Raw genomic sequence first — 22,217 nt, 5'->3', positions numbered from 1 at the left:
TCATGGAGTGGTCATCATGATTCAGCATGATAAAACATGATGCAACATGATGAATCTCACCACTCTTCCTCTGCTAAAGCAGGTGTCTCGTGAGGTATCTCACAGGGTAATACACAGAGATGAAGCCCACGGTTATCACCGTGACGAAGATGACCGCCACATCAGAATAGTGCACGCTGAGCGGATAGGCGTCGACAATGAACGTGCCACTGGACTCGCCCATGCTGACAATTCCGAACTCCTGCTGCAACCAGCACAGCAGCAGACCGAGTCCTGTGCCGACAACAGCGCCGACAATGGAGATGAGACTGCCTTCAATGAGGAATATCTTCCCTATCAGACTGTCAGATGCTCCAAGATACCTCAGTGTCCTGACATCGTCCTTCTTATCGATGATGAGCATCGAGAGCGAACCGATGATGTTGAAGCAGGCTATGACAAGGATGAACGTGAGGAAGATATAGGCGATAATCTTCTCAATCTTCATTATGCGGAACGTGTCCTCCTGCTGCTCGAACCTGTCTTTCACGACATACTTGTCGCCGCAGATGCCGCGGATTTCCTCCTTCACCGCCTCGATGTCCGTACCCTGTTTCAGGCGCAGGGCGAGGCTTGTAATCTCGCCTTGGCGGAAGAACAGGTTGCGTGCGAAGGTTATTGAGGTGAGGATGTACTGCTTGTCGTACTTTGCCTGCTTGACGGAGAACACGCAGCCGGAGGACATCAGCGAGTCGACACTGAACGCCTCGCCAGGGTTGGTCATGTCAAGCTGTCCCTCGCGCTGCGGGGCGTAAATCTTCAGCCAGTCCTGCCAGTAGGCTCCCGTGCCGAGATCTATCGCCACGCGGATGCCCGGAATGCCATACTCAAGGTCGGCTGCATGGAGCGTGAAGTCGCCCTCGCCGATGAGTATGCTTCTGATGTTGGTCAGGTAAGGGTAGTTGTCCTCCACGCCTTTTATGCGCACCATCATCTGCTTGTCCCCATAGACAGCAAGTGCCTGGTCCTCCACGCATTCCGTGGCGACATCTATTTCTGGCAGCGACTTCACCTTCAGCAGCAGCGGGTCGTCGGCAGCGCATGCCTTGCCCTTTGCCGGAGTGATTTCTATCTGTGGGTCAAACGCCGTGAAGAGCGATGCCACAAGGTCGTGGAAGCCGTTGAAGACGGAGAGCACAATGATGAGTGCCATGGTCGCCACCATTACTCCGATGACCGAGATTCCGGAGATGATGTTTATAGCGTTGGTGCTTTTCTTGGCAAACAGGTACCTGCGTGCTATGGTGGTGGCTAATGACATTGGGTTTTTGTTATGTTTTTTGGAGGTTGGAGGTTGTGGGCGTGGACAATGCTGACAACATTGACAGCTCTGACAGTACTGTCGTTATCGTCCCAAGCCCCCACTCCTCGGTTAATTATTCTTTCAGCAGTTCGTCGATGCGCTCGATGTAGTCGAGTGAGTCGTCGATAAAGAAGCGCAGCTCGGGGATGATGCGCAGCTGGTTGCGCACGCGCCGACCGAGGTCGTAGCGTACCGTAGCCTGGTTCTTGTTGACGTTCTTGATTATCTCCTCGCCCTTTTCGGACGGGAAGACGCTTAGATAGGCTGTGCAGATGGAGAGGTCTGGGCTTATCCTGACGCGCGTAACACTGACCATCACGCCATGCATCATACGGGTCTGTGACTGGAAAATCAGGCTCAGCTCCTTCTGCAGAAGGCGCGAGATTCTATTTTGTCTTGTCTCTTGCATATCCTTATTGTGTTAAGTTTATGATGTTCCTCGTAAGCCTGCGCCCGTCATTCCACGAAAAGCGGTGGCAAAGGACTGTGCGGAACGGCAGTGAATCCGTGCGCAAGTCATACTGTTCGCTTTCCATATCCTTTAGACGCATAATGCTCCTAATAAACTACAAAATTACTCCAAATATTCGAAAAACAAGCCGTAATTAATCTTTTTTAACCTGACACACCTTCTTATATATAAAGTTTTATTGGTGTCCGGCAAAACTCCACAAGTTGTTTTGAAATCACATTTTCATTAAGAGGTGTTTCTCATAAGATGTGGCGGAGCCACAACCCTTACGGTAACCGTCGGCTTCAGCCGTGCGGATTAGAGAAGAACTCCATTAGTTGTGTGGCAGCGCCACACTCCTTTATGTCTCAATTCCTTACGCCCACAATAAAAGAGTGTGGTTCCACCACACAATGCAGAGAGCATTCTTGTTGTCCCCACTGCTGAAGCAGGGGGTTACCATAAGGATTGTGGCTCCGCCACACTTTACAGCGAAACCATGTCACTGTATGCGAGGATAGGGGTTTGTCACAACTGAAACAGATGAATGGTAATGTGTTGTATATGTTTAGCGACACTAATAATAAAGTTTCCTGCTGAAATCCGCCATAATCCCAAACCTGCTTCCTATGCACTGGCAACAGTTCGGGAAATGTCCTGCAACAGTGCTGTGAAAGGTCAGCAAACATGCATAAAACAAACCGTTACCTTTCGCATGACGAAAGGTAACGGTTGACCATGTGAAAGGTTACACTTTACCGGACAAAAGGTAACGCTTGGCTTTGCATGCCTTAACCTTTGTTTTCAAAATGATATACAAAGAGGTCAACAGTTCTTATAATAACCTATGGCTCAAACACATACAGCGCATACCGGTCCCTGTCACCTCTTCGCCTTTTGAGATGTCTTCATCGCGGTATTCGCATATTGTGGTAGAAATAAGGCATCGGACTGTAACGGTCAGGCTGCAGCATGTGCATGTCAAGGAAGTCCTTGACCTTCTGCGTATATTCCTCGGGATGGTCGAGATAAGCACGCGCGTGCTCTGAGCCCGGTGCTATCCACAGTTGCTTTGAATCTCTTTTCGTTTCATAGAGCTTGTGTGCCATCCATGTCGGGACAAAGGTGTCCTTGTCGCCATGTATGAACAGGATAGGATCTATGCACCACCTCATCTGCTTCAACGGTGACGCCTCGCCGAAACTCCACCCGTTCTTCAGTTTGCAAATCACACTGGCAGAGTACATCAGCGGGAACTCCGGGAGGGAGAACTGCTCGCGAAGCTCCTTCGAGAACTCGTCCCATACGCTCGTGTATCCACAGTCCTCGATGAAGCAGCGTATAGTGATTGGAGTTTGTTCTCCGGCTACGCACATTGTTGTTGCAGCTCCCATGGAGACACCGTGGATGACAATCGCCGAATGTTTCTTCTCGTCGCGGAATATCTTGTCCGCAACATACGCCCAGTTGAGGACATCTTCCCTGTCCTTCCACCCCATCTGTATGCTCTCGCCGTCACTCAGTCCGTGGGCGTGAAGGTCAGGGAGCAGGATGTTGCAGTTCAGGTACTTATGGTACATTCTGCCGAGGTAAAGAAACGTGGCATGGCAGTCCTTGTAGCCGTGGACAATGATTGCCGTGCGTCCGTGTGCGTTCTCGTTGCGCATGTACACGGCATGGAGGCGGCGTCCGTCGTACCTTGTTACGAACGTGTCGCGCAGCAGACCGTTTGCCTTGACGCTGTCGGTCCATGCTTTCATGAACGGTGCGCGCTTGAACATCACCTGCATCGCACTGTCAATGTCGCGGCGGTTGGGGTCGGGCGTGAGGGAATAGCTGAGCATGTAGAAGCTGCCGCCGATTGTGATTGCTGTGACAACTGCCAAGACTGCCACGATGGGGAGGAGGGTTTTCTTCTTGATTTTCATTGGAATATATGTTTTTATATTGTGTTTTTATGGGGATAAAGTGGAAATGTCGGAATAAATGACTAACTTTGCATAAGATAAGCGGCACCTCAGCAATTAAGAGCAAGCTCTATTGCGTTCGATTTGCATTATCTTTGCAAAATATTCTGCGTTCTTATTTTATAGTAATCATAAACCAACAGTAATATGTTTGTTGTATTCGGATGCTTGTTTTTGGGAATAATCTTGGGGCGTTTGTTTTTGCGGAACCGTGAAAACGGGTGGCTGTCAAGCGCCATCACCGGCATTGTCCGCCTGCTTCTGCTCGCGTTGGGACTGGAGGTCGGAGCGGATAGCATGATTATGGGCAGCCTTGGTTCGCTGGGCTTGACAGCATTGTGGCTCACGGTGGCAGCAATGGCAGGCAGCGCATTGACGGCTACTTGCCTGTGGATTGCCGTGCGGAAGAGTGGCAGCAGTGCATTGGAATGCCTTCGGAAGTCTTCAGAGGGAACGGCTTCGGCAGTGGAGAACGGCAAGCACGGAGGCATCGGAATCCGGCTTAACATGCTGTGGGAGAGCATGAAAGGCAGCCTTATGGTTGTCGCGTTCTTCCTTTTGGGCATAGTGCTCGGGCTGGCGGGAGTGGCGGATGCGGACGGCAAGTCTGTCTCGCTGACAAGCTATGTGCTTTATGCCCTGCTGCTGTGTGTCGGCATGACCATAGGCGAGGACGGAGATTTCTTCAGCCGTGTGAAGGGGTTGGACAGGAAACTGATGCTTCTTCCGCTGATGACGGCATGCGGAACATTCCTCGGTGTGGCGGTCATGTGGGCTTTCTTCAGGCAGTATCTCCTGACGGACTGCCTTGCCGTGGGTTCAGGGTTCGCATATTACTCGTTGTCAAGCGTGTTCATCACGGAGATGAGGGGTGCGGAATTGGGCACTGTGGCGCTGCTGTCGAACATATTCAGGGAGATTCTCGCCCTGCTTGTCATCCCTCCAATGGCGCGCACTCTCAATCCGCTGGCGGCGGTGAGCATGGGCGGTGCCACGACTTTCGACACCTCGCTGCCGGTCATCATGCAGTCGGCAGGGAAGGATTTCCTTGTTGTCGCCGCCTTCCATGGCCTGACGCTCGATTTCAGTGTGCCGCTGTTCGTCACACTGTTTTGCAACATCGGCGGATAAAGGATAGCGGAATTTCACGGCTTTTCCCTTGTTCTACAAACGACAGTGGGGCTGCACCACCTTGATGATGGTGCAGCCCCACTGCTATATATCGTAGAATTTCCATTGCTTATTTCATGGGATAATACTCCTCGAAAGAGGATTCCGCGTCGCTGCGCTCCGCCTTTGTGACAGCCTCAACGATGGAATTGCAGTAGACTTCAAGGTCTGTGTACCAGCCGCGCTTGTCGAGAGTGAAGGTCGCGGAGTTGTCCGTGCCTACGGAAAGCCCGTGTGCCTTCTCCCATTCGTCGGCAATGCCGTCGTTGTCCGTGTCAAAATCCGCAGGACGCTGTGATGTCCCGAAGTTATTTTCGGTATAGCCGTTGACATCGGAAACAAGGTCTATGAGTCCCGGCTTCTGTGTTACAGAACCTTTGTAGGTGGCTGTACCCGCCTGAACCTCTTTCATGTAGCGTGCATCCACATCATCACGGTACAGCGATGCACCACTATGCGCGATGACTTTCATGTACGCCTTGTCTGCCGTGTGTGTCGTGACGCTGCCGGAAGGGCAAGGCTTCTCCATACGGATTGGCACACATTGCTCGCCGTTCTCGTTCGCAACGTGCTTCACGGAACTGCCGTAGAAGTTGTGGATGTCCTTGGAACAGATGTCGCCGTTGATGTCATGCACGCCTTTGCCATAGCTCACGCCGCGCCAGTCACGGTTGGGAGTCTTCTTGCCGGCAGTGGTCTCGGTGGTGTTTCCCGAGATGTAGTAACGGCTTGTCATACCGAAATACTTGTCGTCGCCGGTCATGGAGTTGGCAGCTTCCGCCACCGACACGGTGGTTATGCGCTCCTGACTGCCTTTTCCCGAAGGGCCTGCCTTGTAATAGTTGTTGACCATGTTCACCTGTCCTCCTCCCGGGCCGCCGTAGCATGTGCCTTGAGCGTTGTACATCAGGCAGTTGCGGAAATCGACTATCTCCGACTGCACAGGATTCTCCCATTTGTAAGTGCCGTAAAGGTTATTCTCCTTATAGCCTTCCCAGCCGTTTCGCGCGCCGTTGAAGCGCGGGCCGCGGTTGGAAACGTGGGCGATGAGGTTATGGTGGAACGATGCGAGTTTGCCGCCCCATATCCCTCCGTAGCCGTGTGCGCCTTTGGAGTGTCCGGGATTGGTAAGGCTCTCGGCTATGGTGCACCACTGCATGGTGAAGTTGTTGTTGTCATAGAACGACGCTACCTCGTCGATGCTCCATGAGAAAGAGCAGTGGTCAAAGATTATTCCTGTCCTTCCGCGTGCATAAGAAGCGTCGGCACCGTCGTTGATGTCACGCTCCTGACCGCGCCGGAAGCGGAGATAGCGGATGATGTTGTTGGACTCCGGACTGACGGTGTAGTACCTCAGGGTGATGCCCGGAGCAGGGGCGGTCTGCCCCATGACGGTGGTGTTTTGCCCGATTTTCAGGTTTTTCTCCAAGGCGATGACACCTCCGACATCAAAGACGACAATCTTCTTCTCATCGCCTTTCACCGCCTCGCGCAGCGAACCCGGACCATTGTCGTTGAGGTTCGTGACATGGACAACCTTTCCGCCACGCCCTCCGGTGACATATCTGCCATGCCCTTCCGCACCGGGGAATGCCGGCGCGCTGTCAAACTGTGCCAAGGCAGCCACAGGCAGGGCAGCAAGGAGCATGGAGAGTAGTTTTTGTTTCATTGGAATCTGTTCTTTTTTGTTCCGCTTCCTGCTGTTGTTTTTATTGTTTCACAGCAGTTTTCATCCTTTCATTGCAGGCAAATCAGTCAATGACCTTTGTCGAAATGCGCTGATTGTTCTTAAGGATCACGGTCTTGATTTTCACGCCTTTAGCGTTTGCGTCTATGCGCTGTCCCTGCAGGTTGTGGTAGATTGTGGCAACAACCTCCTTGTCACCGACAGTGGTTCCGTCGATTCCGGTGGAGACAAATGCAGGATAGTACTCGTTAACAGCATCGATGGCGTCGCTGTTGCCGCCCTTCATTATATGCTCCACAAGAGAGTTGGCATACACCTCAATGTTTGTGTACCAGCCGCGAGTGTCTATTGTCGTCGCCGAAGCGTCGCTTGCATCGTTAGGATTCAGACCGTTGGCAATCTCCCATGCGTCAGGAATGCCGTCCTTGTCTGTGTCAAAGTCGGCCGGACGGCTTGTAGATTCAAGCTCAGGGAAGCTCGCAGTGGTAGGGTCAGCCTCCTTTGAAGGGTCGTTTATGACATCAAGAATTCCGGCAGTATTAGCATGTCCTCCTGTATAAGTCACAATTCCAGCCCTTGCTTCTTCCATATAGCGCGCGTCAACAGCATCACGGTGAAGGCTTGCACCACCATAAGAGAGCACCTTCTCATAAGCCACCTTGGCGTCATGTGTTGTGACCTCACCTGCATCGATAGGACTGTCGAGCTTTATTTTAATGTAATCAACACCGTCTTTGGTTACATAAGTCTCATTCTCACCATATCTATGCTCAGGGTCGTTACTGTATCTCTCACCATTGATTGTAAGGATTCCACTATCATAAATCACACCTTTCCAGTCATAATTCTCTGGAGAAGAGGCTGCTGTAACATAGTTTCCATGGATATAGTAACGACTTGTGTAATTAGGGAAAGGATTACTGCCACTATTACCTGCGTCAGCTTTGGATATCTGTGTCACACGAGTCTTGTTCTTTGTACCGGGACCTGCCTTGTAATAGTTGTTCACCATATTGACATAACCACCTCCGGGACCGCCATAGCAGCCGTTACCGTTGCCCCAGTTGTACATCACGCAGTTACGGAAGTCCACACGCTCCGCCTGAATAGCGTTAGCATACTTAGTCTTGTCGTAGCCTGTCCAATTATAGCGTGCGCCATTGAAGCGAGGAGCACGGTTCTGCACATGCGTGATGTAATTATGGTGAAAAGAAGCACCTTTACCACCCCAGATGCCACCATAACTGTGATCGCCTTTACTATGTCCTGCGTTAAGTCCCTCACCAAGAGTACACCATTGCATTGTGAAATCACGGTTGTCATAGAAAGAAGCTACCTCATCGGTACTCCATGAGAAAGAACAGTGGTCAAGGATTATGTTTTTATGACGACGTCCCCATGCAGCATCAGCACCATCATTCTCGCCAGTACCTGTGTTTATATCTTTCACCTGAGAACGGCGGAAACGCAGGAAGCGGACGATGACATTGTCACAACCTGTAAACGTAACGGTGCGGTAACGCAATGTGATTCCCGGCGCAGGTGCTGTCTGTCCGAGGATTGTTGTATTTGACGTAATGTTCAGGTCGCCTTTCAAATCAATGTATCCTCCAACATCAAAGACGATAATCTTTTTGCCTGTGCCGCTCAAGGCTGCACGCAGCGAACCGGTGCCGCTGTCATTAAGATTAGTCACATGGATGACCTTTCCTCCGCGTCCTCCGGTGGTGTATCGTCCATGACCCTCTGCACCCGGGAATGCCGGAGCGGTCTCTGTCTGTGCCGCTGCCACCAACGGCAGGGCAGCGAACAGGAGTGTAAAAGTTTTCTTTACAATAGTCTTCATTTATGTTTCAATTGTTTTGTTGTCCTTCAATAAAATATCTTTACCTGACTTTTTCCTTTTGCATCGTCTTGCGGCCTTTCTTTATTTTCACGCCGGCGGAGTGCTTCCCTGTCGGCTGTCCGGCAAGGTTGAACGTGGCGGTATAGAGGTTTTCCGATGCGGAGACATGCCCAACGCCCGTCGGAGTACTGAACAATGTCGCACCGGCATTGCCGCCCACCTCCTCCGGAACTGCGGAAGCGTCCATCGGAACGTAGGAATAAGGCATCCTGACCGTGCCATTTGTAGTAAGATTGTACTTGCTGTCAGGGTCCACGGCGATGTTCCCGCGGCACTCATGCGCCCTTGCGTCCTGCGCCCGGAAGCATTTCCGCACGCCCTCGGCGAAATGGTTTCCCTCGACGAGCATAGCCACCTTGTTCCTCGCGTTTATGCACGGAGAGGAGTTTCCGGGGCAGTTATAGTAGTTGTTGAGGAGGTGCAGCGTGCCGTAGCGTGCCATCGGCATGCGCGCCATGCAGCCTTTTCCCCACATGTTGTTGGCGAACGTGATGTTGAGCTTTCCCTCGTCAGCAGGCGATTCCTCCGCACTGCACACAAGATTGGTGAAGGAATGGGAATAGGAACGCTCCGTATAGCTGAACGTGCACCAGCTTACGGTGACGAAATCCGACTGCATGGTGATGTCGAAATTGCCGTCCATGCCGTCGGTAAAGTCACAATGGTCCACCCAGACATGCTCCGAGGAAGTCATCTGCAGCAGATCCGTGCCGCCGACATCGATAGATCCGGGACCGACAAACCTCAGGTTGCGCACGATGATGTTCCTGCATTCCGACATCCGGAACACACCCGCCTGCCGGTGGTTCTCGTTGCCGTACATGTCGAGGAGTATCTGGCGTGTGTGCTGCTCCTGTTCCTCCGCGACATAGACACCGTTGCTCAGGTAGCCGCCCGTGCCTGCATTGCCACTCATCGAAGGCACTCCGGCATCGTCAAGCCGCTTCTTTGCCTCAGGAGTGACAAACCATTTTGTGCAGAGCCGTGCACCGTTTATGCCGAGCAGCGTCTTGTCCTTCAAGCCTTTAAGCGGCACTGCCTTGGAAAGAAGGAAATCGCCTGCCGAGCCGTCGAAGACGATGATGCTGTGGTTCGCCACCGCATCAAGCACCTCGGCATACATGTCCTTGCCTGTGGAGGTCAGAGTTTTCACCATGCCGGCATCGATTCCACTGAACGGATAGTCCTTCACACCGCCACCTGTGACACGGAATTCCTCCGCCCCACTGTCGAGTGACGAGCACACAGCCATACCGAAAGGCGCGTTGAGGTCATGGACCGACTGTCCGTAGGATGACAGGCAGGCAATGAAGAGCAGTGCCGATATGATAATGTTCCTTAGTAGCATAGTTTTCAAAGCGTATACAGTGCATTCTATTTTGAATATAACGGCAAAACAAAAGGTTTATTGTACATGCATGTTGTAAAATGTGTGAAAAGTTCTTTCATTGCCGTCCCATGCCGCCTTTCATAGTGAAAGGTTTCAATCTTTTACAGAATGTAAAGTATAAAACATATAAAACAAAAATGTTACCTTTGTTTGACAGGACATACAAATTGGAATTTTGAAAATATATTAACAAAGCAACTCCTATGTTAAAAAAAACAAATCGAGAGGCGTTGTCTACAAAAAAGTTTGTACATTTACAACATTAAAATGCGGAATAGGTAATATGCAATGATAAGAATGCAGCATTATTGATTCCGTCCAAATCAGAACAAACAGGCAACCTGCTTGACAAAGCAGATGTCAAGACTAACTGTCGCTTTTCATAATATCAATGAAGAGATGTGATGGTCTTTACTTGCCACAATCTTGTATACATTACAGTCTAATGTTACCAGAAATGGCATAAGCAGGAGCACGTATTCATTCCTGCAGGCATAACAGACAGAATACGATGTTGAATATTTAATTCTATTATAAAAAAGAAAAGAAAAAGAACGGAACGCAAAGAAACTTGACAGCCTAAGGCTATGTCTGAGTTATGAAAGAACGGCCGTGTTAAGACACATGGCATAAACATTAACAACAAAGGCGCTCCATTCTACAAACTTGAAATGAACATATAATACATATTGAGCTTTTAGCTCTTGTTCTCTTTCGATTGAATACCGCCAATATTCGCATACTGAGAGCAAGCAGACTGAAAGTTCACGCTCATAAGGCGTGGACTGTTCTATGCTTGTCAGTATGCAGGTCACTTGGCGGTAACCCAATCGAAAGGCAAGCAGAAAGAATGGTTGCACGCCTTTTTTAGTGACACCAGTACAAATGAATTCAAATGTTTTTAATCGATTGACAATGAAGATGGCCATGCTTATGGTCATAGCATGCTCAATTGCCGCAAGTTGCTCTGCCCATCCAAGCAACCCAAGCAACCGTGAAGATTCCGCAATAAAAAAAGATTCTGTCATGCGCAAGGCGATGGGAGACAGTATTTACGCAATTATCTCCGATGCAAAGAAAATCAAGGCGGAGGTCATCAAGTTGGAAACGGACTCAACCTCTTTGCAGAATACTGTATTTGTTAAGAACAAACACATCCCCTTAATCAAGTTTGTCTTGTCCGACCCCCAAATATACAGTGTCAGTACTCCTGCGTACGGCTCTTTCATGCCATGCTTCTCGCTGACCTTTATAAGGAGAAAGGAGAGTTGTACAGCGGAATTCGATTTTGGCTTAAGGAAATGGTCTGTTTGTGATGACAAAGGAAATAATCTGAAAACATTCGATTTGTCTTCAAATGACATGTTAAGGGTCGCCGATTTACTATTTCCGAACAGTAAACATCTTCAATCACTTATCAACACAGAGAAAAAATGAGACGGTTTATATTTATCACTTTAGTCCTGCTTGGATATTCTGCAATACAGCTCCAAGCGAAAACAATCCATTGGCTGACATTCATTGACACGACAGATGGAATAGGGAAGCCTGAAGGCGGAGTCGGCGAGATAGATCAGAATACACGCAAAATATTGTATGCGAGATGGATAAACCTTGTGAACGCCTCATTAGGCGAACAAGGATACAATGTGAACATAGTTGATATCCACGGGAATAAGACCTCACCTGAGAATTGCAAGACCATTATCAATGGGCTACAGTGCGGCAACGAGGATATTGTGATGTTCTATTATGTCGGGCATGGCACGGAAAATACCGGTACAAGCAAGTTCCCATTAATGCTCATGGCACAAAGCAACGTGAATAAATTCGTTCCTCTGACTTGGGTGCATGAAACTCTGAAAAAGAAAGGTGCGAGACTTACCATTTCCATTGGTATGTGTTGCAATGCCCGGCAGGGAGCACCGGGTAGGATTGCCCCGACATTCAGCATGAATTATGGGAATACGTATATAGATCAGGATGTATCCAAAAACATAAAGAAATTATTTCTGAACTATCGAGGTGATTTAATAGTCACCTCTGCATCTCCGACAGAGAGTTCTTGGGCATGCGGGTCAAATATTGGACCGACTGATTATTTTACCCTGAACTTGCTGGCGTATTTCAACAACATCCTTCCGGACGACAATAATCCAAACTGGGAGAACATGCTGGCTGAAATAAAAAAGACGGTATATGACGAGGTCAAAAACAACGTGGGTATTCAGAATAAGTTTCCAGGCTCAACCCAGACTCCTGTTTGGGAGAGTCATCTCATCGCGGCCAGCAGCCCGGCTCCTACCCGGCCAGCCCCTCCTGCCAAAGAGGTAACCCGGACAGATGACGAGGTTATCTCGAAAACTGCACTGAATAAAGCTCTGGCATACATTTCATCCAACAGTGCGGATGAAATGGAAAGAATAAGAGCGGCAGAAAGACTTAAAGATTCTTTCAGCGGCAATCTGACAGTAAAAATCCTGTCACAGGACGGGGACATTGTGATTGACAAGGAAATAATATCTGATTATCTTGGTCGCATAGCAACAAGCCGCTCACTGATGAATGTATCAATCGACAACATTAAAGTCAACAAAAACGGACAGGTCATCTTATTAAGTGTCCGTGAATCATACAAAAAAAGTAAATAGGAATATATGAAGGCAAGAATATTTTTAGCATTGCTCTTATTCAGCAGCATAGCGATGCCTTATGTGTACGGGCAGACTCCGCAAGAGGAGGAAGTCCTGAAGCAGCGGGCAAAAGAAAAAGTCAAAATGCTCAACGACTACATCTCTTTCATAGCAGACCCACGGAAGAAGATGGAAACGAGAGCACAGTACAAAGGCGAGGCGCAGAAACTGTTTGTGCACAACTGCAACAGCTATACGGAAATCCTGGAGTTTGCCGACGGCACAAAGAAAGAGATACACAAGGACGGAGTGACGATGGGCATAGCTTCTGTAAGAAACAGGACTCCGAGGCAGAAGCCCATGAGGCAATATCTCCGAGGCCTGATGACTATGGGGTACAAATCTGTCACCATAGAGACGACAGATATTGCTGACATGCGTGTGTCAAAACTGCAGCCGTATGGCAGGGACGAGGACGGCAGGATGCTGTATATATGTTCCGTTTATTTTGACCAGGTGTTCATCGGGCAAAGGGGCGATGGCGGGACTTATAAGGATTTGACACGCAAATGGGTTGTCTGCTATGTGCAGGTAGATGAGGTCCTGAATGAAGAAACGGGCGAGACAAAACCTGAATATATGGTCAGGTTAGGAGATGTCTATGTCATTTCTGTCGAGAAAGTATTCTAAGAGCAGCGCTTATGGTAAGGAAAATATTTGTAACCATCTTGTTTTGTGCAGGGGCATTGTGCACTTCTGCACAAACGACGGTCTTTAACCCACTTGACCGTGACCAATATTTGGCAAGAGTGAAAATGCTTGATGAATTCATGGCACGTTTCAACGGCGAAGAGAAGCGCGGCAATATGCCGGCTGAATACGCAGACCGCGCATCCAATATCCTATTGCTCTTTGACTTGTCAAGATTCAAATCAAAAGGCGACAGCTGTTTTGTTGCCGCCAAGGATTTCGCGAGCCACGCCGTGGAAAGCAAGTCGTCATTGAGGAATGAAGATGACAACTGGTTCGCAAAAGTGAGATGTCATGGCAGACTGGGAGAGAAGAAGGTCAAGTTCGACATGCTCTTATGCTTCGAGAAAAGAGATAGTGCCATGTACGGATGGGCAATAAGCAATGTTGAAGGCGACATCTTCAGGACATCACGTGACAATCCCCATAAGGAATTGCTCATTATGCCAAATGACAACGAACAGTTTTTCCAATCTGTGATAAAGGCCACAACAGAGACATGCCAGTATATTGATGACTATGCGCGTAAAGGATACCGGGCTGACGCTCTTTCGACCTTCCTTGCACTTGTGCGACACGGTCAGCTGAAGATTGAGGCAGTGACAGACGTACGGTTTGTCTTTCTGCAAGTCCCTGGGTATGTCTTTACTGTCAAGTATTTTGAAAGAGAAAGTAAAAATGCCGGTTGGCTTATTGACTCATGTGAGAGAATCTCCGACCAGAAAAAGGATTCACTATTAAAAACCATACACCCATGAAGAAATATATATATTGTTTGTTGCTTTTTTCCCATATTGCCGCATACGCTCAGGAAGAAGATGTCTATGCCGTGCGTCGGTTCGGCAACAGCTTGCAGGAATGGTGCTCTACGGAGGACATCAGCTTCCGTTTCAGATTACAGGACATGTGCGCGTCGGCCTGCAGGGTGAAAGATGAGATCATGATGGACTTTGCGCGTAATAGCGGCATTAGCATAAAGGACTATGTCGTCCAGAACTATCTGAACGGATTTGAGACTGCGATGAGCAGGGGTAAGGTTACTGTTGATGTGAGCAATATCAGAGTAATCTCGTCTGACCAGCAGTCGTATTCGGCGTATGCCACGAGGACAGAAGAAAGAAAGGCAAGGAAGTTTACTACAATAGCCTGTGATGTAAGAGTCAATGGCACATTGAACTATGACATAAAGGACCTGTTCTATGTACATAAAGGGGAAATCCTTAAAATCACTCCGTATGAAGAAGTTGTAGACAAGAAGACAGGAAAGAAGAAAGTCAGAGTTGATTTCAGCGACTTGTACTATAATTCTACTATCGGGTTCTCTTACAACTATGGGCAAAACTTTCCAGTAGGAGGCTCTTTCAACTACTCTACAGCTGGATTGCCATTTATGGTAAGTGTTGACATAGGTGTGAATCTGGATAATGACAAATATATCATAGAAAAAGTTGACATGAAGGACATTGAAAATTACGATAGAGTAAAGAAGGTTTTCGACCCCAAATGCTTCCTGACAATCACACCGCAATTGTATCTCAGATATTTTGCCATAGGATGTGGTGTTGGACTTTTGTACATGGATGGGACAGAAGAAACGACATGTTCATCCTCGGACTCTTCTGCCGGAAGCAAAGTATCATTACTGGACTATAGGAATGCTGAAATGTTCAAACCTATGATACGCCCTGTAGCAAAAGGCTTCATACCTTTGAATATAAGAAAGGATCTTTACCTGTCCGTAAGCGCAGGCTATGATTACATCTTTGGCTATAAAGAAAAGAACGGATTCAACTTTGGAATCGGTCTTCAATGGGCAGTGAACTGAGAAATGCAAAATCATTAAACATACAGATTATGAGATTCAATACAAGAATATGCAAGTATGCCGTATATGCCGTATACGCCGTATTGGCAGCATTCACGGCGTCAACTGTTTTCTCGTGTGAGGATGACAATGTCGGAGAGTTCAGGCTTACAGGAGACATACGCCATCTGATACCTGACAGCTCCTATGGCTTGCAAAAGACGGTCACAAGTGACGGACAATATATTGTGTTTACCCCGAAACTCAATCCCGGCTTCGAAACCTGGGGGCTGGCTCTGGCGCAAGTGGAATACTATATTGACGATGCTCTTTACATGACAGAGAAGACGGCTCCTTACGAGGCCTTCATAAATAAGGACGACATTGGAAATGGCGACCACCAGATAAGGGCAAGGATGACTGTCACCGGTGAGAGCTGTTACGATGTCATTCTTGAAAAAGAAGAAAAGTTTAATCTATCTGGCGATGATGCAGCATCAAAGGTTCATGGTGATTTCTACATAAACTATAACTATGTCACCACAGGTGACGAACTTATAATAACACCTGAACTGCTCGTTAACCGCTCAAGTGAGGGGTGTACGATAGACGAGGTGAAATATTACTGGGACAAGACTTTGGTCTCAACCGTAAAATCTTATCCATACAGTCTCAAGTACAAAGTCAATGCTGCGGCAAATTCCTCTCATCAGATAGAAGTGGAGATAAGTTATCATGACAATTCTTCAGCGTTTCTTACATACAGATATATCTTTACAGGTTATAATGTTCTTGGTGCAGATGACGACCGTGCAAGTTGGGATATAAAGTCCAAACGGAATGATTACACAAACGGGGAAACCGTTTCGCTAACTGCAAAATCATTCAAAGGGGCAAATGTAACCAAGAATCATGAAATAGAGTTTTATCTTGACGACAAACTTATAGGCAAATCTTCATCGTTCCCATACACATTGGATTATACATTGAAGAATTTGAAAAGAGGAACCCATGTGATACGCGGACATATCAGTACTAAGGATGGTGATTCTTCCTCAGGCTACGCTACTGAGAAAACAATAGTCATTACAAAATAGTCCTGCCGGCATCATCCTGAGGAGTGTTTCCATTGACTGATTCAAGCCATGCCTTGATTTGAGGGGAAAAGCGCAGAAAGGAGCTGTTTTTCACGTTTTACTCATACGGGTGTCATTCTGCAAATCATACTCCAGGTGCGGAATCATCTCCTGCGTCCGGCAGGCAAAAGTTACCATCCGCCGTGCAAACGTTAACGGTTTGCACGGAAGGTGGTAACTTTTTTGACACTTGTGAGTGCCTGCATTTGATTTTACACTGAAAACGCCGGTTTGCTTTCCGTAACATGCAGATGCTGTCTCCATTCACTGTTATACCATCAATGAGAATGGGTAGCGGTTCACAATTTTTAACCGCCAAACTGTTTGCCGTTTCATGGAAAACGTGTAAATTTGCAGCCGATAACAAATATTTCCATGAATACCGGTTTATAACCTTTGGGAAACAACATGTCACGACGACGGATTCACATATTCCTCCTGACGCTCATTGCGCTGTTCTCATGCACGGACTTGTATGAGAAGACGGGCGACGTGCTCATCGGAACAGCGGTGGAGAGCGAGGAAGTCCGCAGTCAGGCAGCTGTCCTGTCATGGGATGACAGTAGGGAAACATCGATGGCACAGCCGGGAGAGGTTGTCAGCATTCCGGCATGCCTGCCCACTCCGCCGGCTCCACACAGCGTGGCAGTCGCAAAGCATCTCCGCACAGGAAAGACGCTCCTGCGCATGCCGTCGGCAATCGTCGCCGAGAGGCATGCTCGCCGTCATCATTTCCCGGTGTTCTTCGCAAAGGCAGGCACCGCCTTTGTCTCGCCCCGTGCGGCAAACTATTATGTGTTTGCCCTGCGGCGCATGTTGTGTTAGATTTTTTCCGTTTTCATGCATGCCCTATTGTTTGCCCGCCCGACATCCGTCAGGGCGCGTGCCGTGGCATGCACAAAATCCACAGATAACAGTCCTGTAGGCAAAAGGTAACGCTTTGCCGTGTGAAAGGTAACCTTTCGCATGGTAAAAGGCAACCTTTTGCAAGGTAAAGTGTTACCTTTTGTAACACACTGAGACACAGAATGTTTCAGAAAATCATTTCAAAACAAGCAATAAAAAAACACAAATGAAAATGGAAAAGATAAACACTACATACCCACTTGTTGACAAAATCATCAACACCTTGCCTGAGATAGAGCGCAGACGCAACGGTCTGCTGAAGACTATCCTTGGCAACAAGTACACACTGACTTATCTTCCTACGGGTGCGGAGGTGAAGCCCTACAGCGAGACTTACGGCATGGGGCTGGCGGAGGACATAGAGCGCATGGTGAGCACCGGCATGATTTCCGACCTGCCTGTCCTCGAGCCATCTGCCAACGGCAATGTGATGATTCAGGCGTACATCAGCCACGACCTCCATTTCTGTGCCATCCAGGCATTGCGCTTCCTGGATTTCGAGTATTCGCCGGTGACAGAGCCTTGCGTGTATACCGGTGACAAGGCATACGAGATTGTATGCAAGATAAAAGGAATGGCATAGCAAGACTCCCTGGGCTGACATCATGGTGTGGCAGCCCGGGGAGGTCTGTTTGGTTGTTTGGTCAATATTGTCATTACTGTCAGTAGTGACAATATTGTCGGTTTGGTCAGTACTGACATCATTGACAAAACTGTCAGTACTGACCAAATCATATATTCCTCAATCCGATGCATCTCGGATAATCGATGCATCCCCAGAACTCCTGTCCCTGTCGCTCCCCTTTCTTTATCATGCGCCTTTGCATCGGTTTGCCGCATCGCGGACATTTCGGAGCATTCGCGGCGGCAGCCTCCGCCTTCCTTTTAGCAAGCCTTTCCTGCGTCATGTTCTCCGTGAAACCTCCAAGTTTCCTGAACGCCTCCAGCTGAGAGTCCATCATGTTCTGCAGCATCCTGTTAAGACGCTCGCACAGGAGCAGCAATGCATTGGCGCATATCTCAGGGGAATCGCTCTCAATCCATGGGTCATATTTCGCTTTCTGTGCTATGATGTAGTCCGCAACGTCATGGAACAAGTCCTTTGAAAACATAGGCTTGTCAACAGAAACGTTCCATACATCCCTTACATTAGGGTCGTCCGTGCGCCAGACGCCGTATTTGTTGGAGACAAGGAAATTGAAATAGTTGCCGAAAAGTTCGTCAATGCTTCCGCGTGCAACATCCGTCAGGCGCATTTCAGTCTCGATGGAGGTGTCGTGGCGTGACGTTCCTTCCGCAATGTTCGCCACGGCGGAGCGCGCAGCCATCACCATCTGGTCGTAGAGACGGTGGCATGGGTCTGTGCGGTAGTCTATGAAGCGGTGGCAGAAGCTCTGTGTGCCAAGCTGGATGATGTTCGCCACAGCCCACGATTTGAGCCAGAAATAGGACTTTGAGTAGTGGATGGTTACGCCCATAGGTGGTGTTGGTTTTTAGTTATTATTGTTTTTGTCAGTAATGTCAGTATTTGGTCAGTACTGACACTATTGACATAACTGTCAGTACTGACTAAAAAAATCTATCCTCCCCTCTCCGCCCAGTCACCGCGGTCAAGGGTGCGGTAGGCGATTGCCTCGGCGAGATGATGCGAAAGGACGGAAGGCGACGCTTCGAGGTCGGCAATGGTGCGCGCAACCTTCAGTATGCGATTGTAGGCGCGTGCGGAGAGTGACAGACGCTCCATGGCATTGCGGAGCATTGCCAGTCCGGCATCGTCAGGGGCGGCATACTCATGAATCATGCGCTCCGTCATCTGCGCATTGCAGTGGATGCCCTTGCAGCCCTTGAACCGCTCCTCCTGTATGCGTCGGGCGGCGATGACACGCTCACGGATTGCCGACGAAGGCTCTCCGGGCGACTGCTTGCTGATGTCCTTGAACGGGACGGGCGTAATCTCACACTGGATGTCTATGCGGTCGAGCAGCGGGCCGCTGATTTTGTTCATGTAACGCTGTATCTGCCCGGGCGTGCAGACACAGTTGTGCGTAGGGTCGTTGTAGTATCCGCAAGGACAAGGGTTCATAGATGCCACGAACATTATGGAGCATGGATACTCTATTGTGTATTTTGCGCGCGAGATGGTTATTTTCCTGTCCTCCAACGGCTGGCGCAGAACCTCCAGCGTACTCTTGCTGAACTCCGGCAGTTCGTCGGCAAAGAGCACGCCGTTGTGCGCCAGACTTATCTCGCCGGGCTGAGCCTTCGTACCGCCGCCGACAAGGGCTACCTGCGAGACGGTGTGGTGTGGCGCACGGAAAGGACGGCATGAAATCAGCGAAACATCACTGCCGAGCTTTCCGGCAATGGAGTGTATCTGCGTCGTCTCAAGGCTTTCGGCAAGCGAAAGCGGAGGAAGAATGCCGGGAAGGCGCTTTGCCATCATCGACTTTCCACTGCCCGGAGGACCTACCATGATAAGGTTGTGCCCGCCTGCAGCGGCAACCTCAAAGGCTCTTTTCACACTTTCCTGCCCTCGCACATCGGCGAAATCAAGGTCAAAGTCCGTCTGACGGGCGTAGAACTCTGCCCTTGTGTCGACAAACACCGGCTCATCCGTACGCATACCGTTAAGGAACTCCACAACATCCGTTATCGTCGACATGGCATGGACATCAAGATTGTTCACCACGGCGGCTTCCCTGCCGTTCTGCATGGGGACAATAAGTCCGCGAAACTTCTCTGCCCTTGCGCGGATTGCTATGGGCAGCGCGCCTTTTATGGGTTGCAGACGCCCGTCAAGTCCCAGTTCTCCGACAAGCATGTAGTCGCCGAGACGGTCGGCGGACACCTGTCCGTCGGCGGCAAGGATGCCGATGGCTATGGGCAAATCGAAACTTGCGCCCTCCTTTTTCAAATCGGCAGGCGCAAGATTGACTGTAATCCTTTTGCAAGGATATTCGTATTTGTTGATTGTTATGGCGGAATGGATGCGGCTCTGCGCCTCACGCACAGCCTCATCGCCAAGTCCGGAGAGGAAGAATTTCTCGCCTTTTGTGGCGTTCACCTCCACGGTGACGGTCTTCACGTCAAGTCCGTTGACCGCCGCGCAGAATGTCTTTACAAACATTAGGGTCAGGTTATTGGTTTCAGTTGCGTCAGTTATCTCAATTATGTCAGTAATGACATTATTGTCAGTACTGTCAGTAGTGACTGTTGTGTCAGTAATGTCTATACTGTCAATTATGACAATACTGACAATCGTGTCGGATTATTTCTTGAGTTCCTTTATCAGTTCGTCGACAGAGAGGTCGCGGGCAGCAATCTTGCCATTGCGCACGACAATGTTCCGGCGTGTCTGGAAGAAGCCCAGTTTCTTTGCTACAGGACTGTCCGCCATTCTTCCGTCACAGAAGACAGGGAAGTCACGCTCCTCCCTCTTAAGCATAGCGTCCGATGCATCATAGGACACGCCAAGGATGCCCCACTCTCCCTTCGTGTCCTTCCTCTCGTTGGAAAGGCGGCGCAGAATGGCTCCGCTCTCAAAGTCCCATGAGGCGAAACAGCAGACAACCCATGTCCCTTTCCTAATGTCCGGAAGAGGGTCGCCCATGATGTCCGTGCCGGCAATGCGTTGCACAGCAGCCCCTTTGGCAGAACGGCGCAGCTCGTCAATCTGTGTCTTGAGCAGCTTCAGAGCGGCATTCTCCTTCTGTGCGCCAAGCATCCTGTCTGCCAGTGCCAAAACTGTGTCATAGTCAGGCGAAGGCGAAGCAAGGATATACCGTCGCAAGAGATACATGCCGACAGACGACTCAGGGCTCTCCTCCACAAAAGCCTTCAGTTCCTTGGCAACCGCCTTGCTGTCCTTGGCGCTGCCGACCGCCTTGCGGAAACGTGTGAGGAGCTTGTTCTCGTCGCCTCCCTCTACCTCCAGTTCCTGCAGGTTATGGGCATTGCCTTCCATGGATGCCGACTTTCCGGGCGTCACAAACACCGGAATCTCCACACCATTGGGCAGCATTATGACCGCCACCCCCTCATGCTTGCAGGCAGGTTCATAGGTGAAGCGTCCGCCTGCAACGGTGATGGTGTCTGTCCCCTCCAGGGAACCGTCAGGGCTATAAACATAAAACTCACCCTGATTAAGGTTCAGCAGATGACCTTTGAGCCTGAAATGCCCATTGTCAGGTCCGCACGCAACCAACATCAGCGTGAGTAGCAGAAGTATGTTTCTCATTGATTTGTATGTCCTTTCTTCCCGGCTCCGGCACATGAAGAAGCCTTTCCGCCAAGGAGTACCGCGAGCGGGACTCGAACCCGCACGGCCGTTTCGGGCCAGGAGATTTTAAGTCTCCAGTGTCTACCATTCCACCATCGCGGCACATAAAAATGTGTCTGTTCTGCAAAATTACTTATTTTAATCAAGATTTAAGAATAACAAACCCTTTAATTAAGTTTTTTTAGTAGTCAAGGTTAAGAATAGAGGTTATCCGACAGATTGGTAAACTATCAAGTTACCAAATTGACAACTTACCAAATTGACAATTTACCGGACTGACAACTTGCCGGATAGATGAGCCATGTTTTTTTATAGGACGTCCTCTATGTCACTCTTTGTTGTCACCGAGTCCGGCTCGCTATGCATAGACACGTGCAAGGAGTCTGAGGGCTGACTTCTTTGTGAAGCGTGCGCGGTTATTGTACATCGTATACATCTCTGTGGAACTGTAGCCGCCGTTGGTGACAGGGATTGCATGCTTCCAGATGACACCGTCAGTGTTTTGATGCAGTACTCGGCAAAGACATCGATGCGACCGTTAAGCAGTGATGCGTCAAATCACCTCTTCAAGCCATACCCCACTCAGTTCTTTTCCTCTCCCTCTCCTCCTGTCCCTATCCCCTGCTGTCGCCAGCCCATGAACGCATGAAGCAAAAATTCCCCCGCCGACCTTTCAGTCAGCGGGGGAACATGTATCAAAGAAGGCGGCCTCCTACTCTCCCGCATTGCAGTGCAGTACCATCGGCGCAGGCGGGCTTAACTTCTCTGTTCGGAATGGGAAGAGGTGGAACCCCGC

General features: G+C 49.3%; 19 protein-coding genes, 1 tRNA gene and 1 rRNA gene. 8 read left to right on the top strand and 13 right to left on the bottom strand.

Annotated elements, in window-relative coordinates; translation table 11 throughout:
* Nucleotides 1-73: 73 nt before the first annotated feature.
* The 4 genes from HPS57_RS10890 to HPS57_RS10880 all read right to left on the bottom strand — a co-directional run bounded on the left by HPS57_RS10890 (nucleotide 74) and on the right by HPS57_RS10880 (nucleotide 3,721).
* Entirely contained in the window at nucleotides 74-1,300 is a 1,227-nt protein-coding gene (locus HPS57_RS10890; protein WP_172183026.1) for an FtsX-like permease family protein, read from the bottom strand.
* A gap of 115 nt (nucleotides 1,301-1,415) precedes the next feature.
* A complete protein-coding gene (gene rbfA / locus HPS57_RS10885) occupies nucleotides 1,416-1,751 on the bottom strand; it encodes a 30S ribosome-binding factor RbfA (RefSeq protein ID WP_172183024.1) in 336 nt (111 codons plus the stop codon).
* A gap of 4 nt (nucleotides 1,752-1,755) precedes the next feature.
* Nucleotides 1,756-1,878: a hypothetical protein gene (locus HPS57_RS14450; RefSeq protein WP_256378289.1), complete on the bottom strand. Its 123-nt coding sequence runs from the start codon at nucleotides 1,876-1,878 to the stop codon at nucleotides 1,756-1,758.
* Between the two features lie 823 nt (nucleotides 1,879-2,701).
* Nucleotides 2,702-3,721, bottom strand: coding sequence for an alpha/beta hydrolase (locus HPS57_RS10880; protein WP_172183022.1), 1,020 nt, complete (start codon nucleotides 3,719-3,721; stop codon nucleotides 2,702-2,704).
* Between the two features lie 186 nt (nucleotides 3,722-3,907).
* Between HPS57_RS10880 and HPS57_RS14350 the strand changes: the two genes are divergently transcribed.
* Nucleotides 3,908-4,891 carry a LysO family transporter gene (locus tag HPS57_RS14350; RefSeq protein WP_253946531.1) on the top strand — a complete coding sequence of 328 codons (984 nt, stop codon included), beginning with the start codon at nucleotides 3,908-3,910 and terminating at the stop codon, nucleotides 4,889-4,891.
* A gap of 109 nt (nucleotides 4,892-5,000) precedes the next feature.
* Here the strand turns inward: HPS57_RS14350 and HPS57_RS10870 are convergent, their stop codons facing one another.
* The 4 genes from HPS57_RS10870 to HPS57_RS10855 all read right to left on the bottom strand — a co-directional run bounded on the left by HPS57_RS10870 (nucleotide 5,001) and on the right by HPS57_RS10855 (nucleotide 10,941).
* Nucleotides 5,001-6,599 carry a pectate lyase gene (locus HPS57_RS10870; protein WP_172183020.1) on the bottom strand — a complete coding sequence of 533 codons (1,599 nt, stop codon included), beginning with the start codon at nucleotides 6,597-6,599 and terminating at the stop codon, nucleotides 5,001-5,003.
* An 82-nt stretch (nucleotides 6,600-6,681) separates the two neighbouring features.
* Nucleotides 6,682-8,463, bottom strand: coding sequence for a pectate lyase (locus HPS57_RS10865; RefSeq protein WP_172183018.1), 1,782 nt, complete (start codon nucleotides 8,461-8,463; stop codon nucleotides 6,682-6,684).
* 40 nt (nucleotides 8,464-8,503) lie between these two features.
* The gene (locus tag HPS57_RS10860; RefSeq protein ID WP_172183016.1) at nucleotides 8,504-9,871 is read right to left on the bottom strand and encodes a pectate lyase family protein; all 1,368 of its coding nucleotides are present in this window, start codon (nucleotides 9,869-9,871) and stop codon (nucleotides 8,504-8,506) included.
* A gap of 638 nt (nucleotides 9,872-10,509) precedes the next feature.
* A complete protein-coding gene (locus HPS57_RS10855; protein WP_172183014.1) occupies nucleotides 10,510-10,941 on the bottom strand; it encodes a hypothetical protein in 432 nt (143 codons plus the stop codon).
* Between the two features lie 405 nt (nucleotides 10,942-11,346).
* Between HPS57_RS10855 and HPS57_RS10850 the strand changes: the two genes are divergently transcribed.
* The 7 genes from HPS57_RS10850 to HPS57_RS10820 all read left to right on the top strand — a co-directional run bounded on the left by HPS57_RS10850 (nucleotide 11,347) and on the right by HPS57_RS10820 (nucleotide 17,725).
* A complete protein-coding gene (locus HPS57_RS10850) occupies nucleotides 11,347-12,564 on the top strand; it encodes a caspase family protein (RefSeq protein WP_172183012.1) in 1,218 nt (405 codons plus the stop codon).
* Between the two features lie 6 nt (nucleotides 12,565-12,570).
* On the top strand, nucleotides 12,571-13,236 hold the full coding sequence (locus HPS57_RS10845; RefSeq protein ID WP_172183010.1) for a hypothetical protein: 666 nt from the start codon (nucleotides 12,571-12,573) through the stop codon (nucleotides 13,234-13,236).
* A 110-nt stretch (nucleotides 13,237-13,346) separates the two neighbouring features.
* A complete protein-coding gene (locus HPS57_RS10840) occupies nucleotides 13,347-14,054 on the top strand; it encodes a hypothetical protein (RefSeq protein ID WP_172183008.1) in 708 nt (235 codons plus the stop codon).
* The gene (locus tag HPS57_RS10835) at nucleotides 14,051-15,121 is read left to right on the top strand and encodes a hypothetical protein (protein ID WP_172183006.1); all 1,071 of its coding nucleotides are present in this window, start codon (nucleotides 14,051-14,053) and stop codon (nucleotides 15,119-15,121) included. Before HPS57_RS10840 ends, HPS57_RS10835 begins: the two co-directional genes overlap by 4 nt.
* 29 nt (nucleotides 15,122-15,150) lie before the next feature.
* Entirely contained in the window at nucleotides 15,151-16,197 is a 1,047-nt protein-coding gene (locus HPS57_RS10830) for an Ig-like domain-containing protein (protein ID WP_172183004.1), read from the top strand.
* A 447-nt stretch (nucleotides 16,198-16,644) separates the two neighbouring features.
* Entirely contained in the window at nucleotides 16,645-17,061 is a 417-nt protein-coding gene (locus HPS57_RS10825; protein ID WP_172183002.1) for a hypothetical protein, read from the top strand.
* Between the two features lie 253 nt (nucleotides 17,062-17,314).
* Nucleotides 17,315-17,725, top strand: coding sequence for a hypothetical protein (locus HPS57_RS10820; protein WP_172183000.1), 411 nt, complete (start codon nucleotides 17,315-17,317; stop codon nucleotides 17,723-17,725).
* 148 nt (nucleotides 17,726-17,873) lie between these two features.
* Here the strand turns inward: HPS57_RS10820 and HPS57_RS10815 are convergent, their stop codons facing one another.
* The 5 genes from HPS57_RS10815 to rrf form a co-directional block, all read right to left on the bottom strand.
* Nucleotides 17,874-18,620 (bottom strand): four helix bundle suffix domain-containing protein, encoded by a 747-nt coding sequence (locus HPS57_RS10815; protein WP_172182998.1) that lies wholly within the window; start codon nucleotides 18,618-18,620, stop codon nucleotides 17,874-17,876.
* A 101-nt stretch (nucleotides 18,621-18,721) separates the two neighbouring features.
* Nucleotides 18,722-20,269, bottom strand: coding sequence for a YifB family Mg chelatase-like AAA ATPase (locus HPS57_RS10810; protein ID WP_172182995.1), 1,548 nt, complete (start codon nucleotides 20,267-20,269; stop codon nucleotides 18,722-18,724).
* 141 nt (nucleotides 20,270-20,410) lie between these two features.
* A complete protein-coding gene (locus tag HPS57_RS10805) occupies nucleotides 20,411-21,379 on the bottom strand; it encodes a DUF4369 domain-containing protein (protein WP_172182993.1) in 969 nt (322 codons plus the stop codon).
* A gap of 59 nt (nucleotides 21,380-21,438) precedes the next feature.
* Nucleotides 21,439-21,523 (bottom strand) — tRNA-Leu (locus tag HPS57_RS10800).
* A 597-nt stretch (nucleotides 21,524-22,120) separates the two neighbouring features.
* A 5S ribosomal RNA gene (rrf, locus tag HPS57_RS10795) occupies nucleotides 22,121-22,217 on the bottom strand; the annotation flags it as partial.

Source organism: Palleniella intestinalis (assembly GCF_013166595.1).
Taxonomy (GTDB): domain Bacteria; phylum Bacteroidota; class Bacteroidia; order Bacteroidales; family Bacteroidaceae; genus Prevotella; species Prevotella intestinalis.
The sequence above is the reverse complement of the archived record's forward strand: the minus strand, read 5'-3'. Positions and strand labels throughout refer to the sequence as shown.

Coding starts and splice junctions, on each gene's coding strand:
- HPS57_RS10890 (WP_172183026.1), bottom strand. CDS start 1,300: ATGTCATTAGCCACCACCATAGCACGCAGGTACCTGTTTGCCAAGAAA.
- rbfA (WP_172183024.1), bottom strand. CDS start 1,751: ATGCAAGAGACAAGACAAAATAGAATCTCGCGCCTTCTGCAGAAGGAG.
- HPS57_RS14450 (WP_256378289.1), bottom strand. CDS start 1,878: ATGGAAAGCGAACAGTATGACTTGCGCACGGATTCACTGCCGTTCCGC.
- HPS57_RS10880 (WP_172183022.1), bottom strand. CDS start 3,721: ATGAAAATCAAGAAGAAAACCCTCCTCCCCATCGTGGCAGTCTTGGCA.
- HPS57_RS14350 (WP_253946531.1), top strand. CDS start 3,908: ATGTTTGTTGTATTCGGATGCTTGTTTTTGGGAATAATCTTGGGGCGT.
- HPS57_RS10870 (WP_172183020.1), bottom strand. CDS start 6,599: ATGAAACAAAAACTACTCTCCATGCTCCTTGCTGCCCTGCCTGTGGCT.
- HPS57_RS10865 (WP_172183018.1), bottom strand. CDS start 8,463: ATGAAGACTATTGTAAAGAAAACTTTTACACTCCTGTTCGCTGCCCTG.
- HPS57_RS10860 (WP_172183016.1), bottom strand. CDS start 9,871: ATGCTACTAAGGAACATTATCATATCGGCACTGCTCTTCATTGCCTGC.
- HPS57_RS10855 (WP_172183014.1), bottom strand. CDS start 10,941: ATGACAGAATCTTTTTTTATTGCGGAATCTTCACGGTTGCTTGGGTTG.
- HPS57_RS10850 (WP_172183012.1), top strand. CDS start 11,347: ATGAGACGGTTTATATTTATCACTTTAGTCCTGCTTGGATATTCTGCA.
- HPS57_RS10845 (WP_172183010.1), top strand. CDS start 12,571: ATGAAGGCAAGAATATTTTTAGCATTGCTCTTATTCAGCAGCATAGCG.
- HPS57_RS10835 (WP_172183006.1), top strand. CDS start 14,051: ATGAAGAAATATATATATTGTTTGTTGCTTTTTTCCCATATTGCCGCA.
- HPS57_RS10830 (WP_172183004.1), top strand. CDS start 15,151: ATGAGATTCAATACAAGAATATGCAAGTATGCCGTATATGCCGTATAC.
- HPS57_RS10825 (WP_172183002.1), top strand. CDS start 16,645: ATGTCACGACGACGGATTCACATATTCCTCCTGACGCTCATTGCGCTG.
- HPS57_RS10820 (WP_172183000.1), top strand. CDS start 17,315: ATGGAAAAGATAAACACTACATACCCACTTGTTGACAAAATCATCAAC.
- HPS57_RS10815 (WP_172182998.1), bottom strand. CDS start 18,620: ATGGGCGTAACCATCCACTACTCAAAGTCCTATTTCTGGCTCAAATCG.
- HPS57_RS10810 (WP_172182995.1), bottom strand. CDS start 20,269: ATGTTTGTAAAGACATTCTGCGCGGCGGTCAACGGACTTGACGTGAAG.
- HPS57_RS10805 (WP_172182993.1), bottom strand. CDS start 21,379: ATGAGAAACATACTTCTGCTACTCACGCTGATGTTGGTTGCGTGCGGA.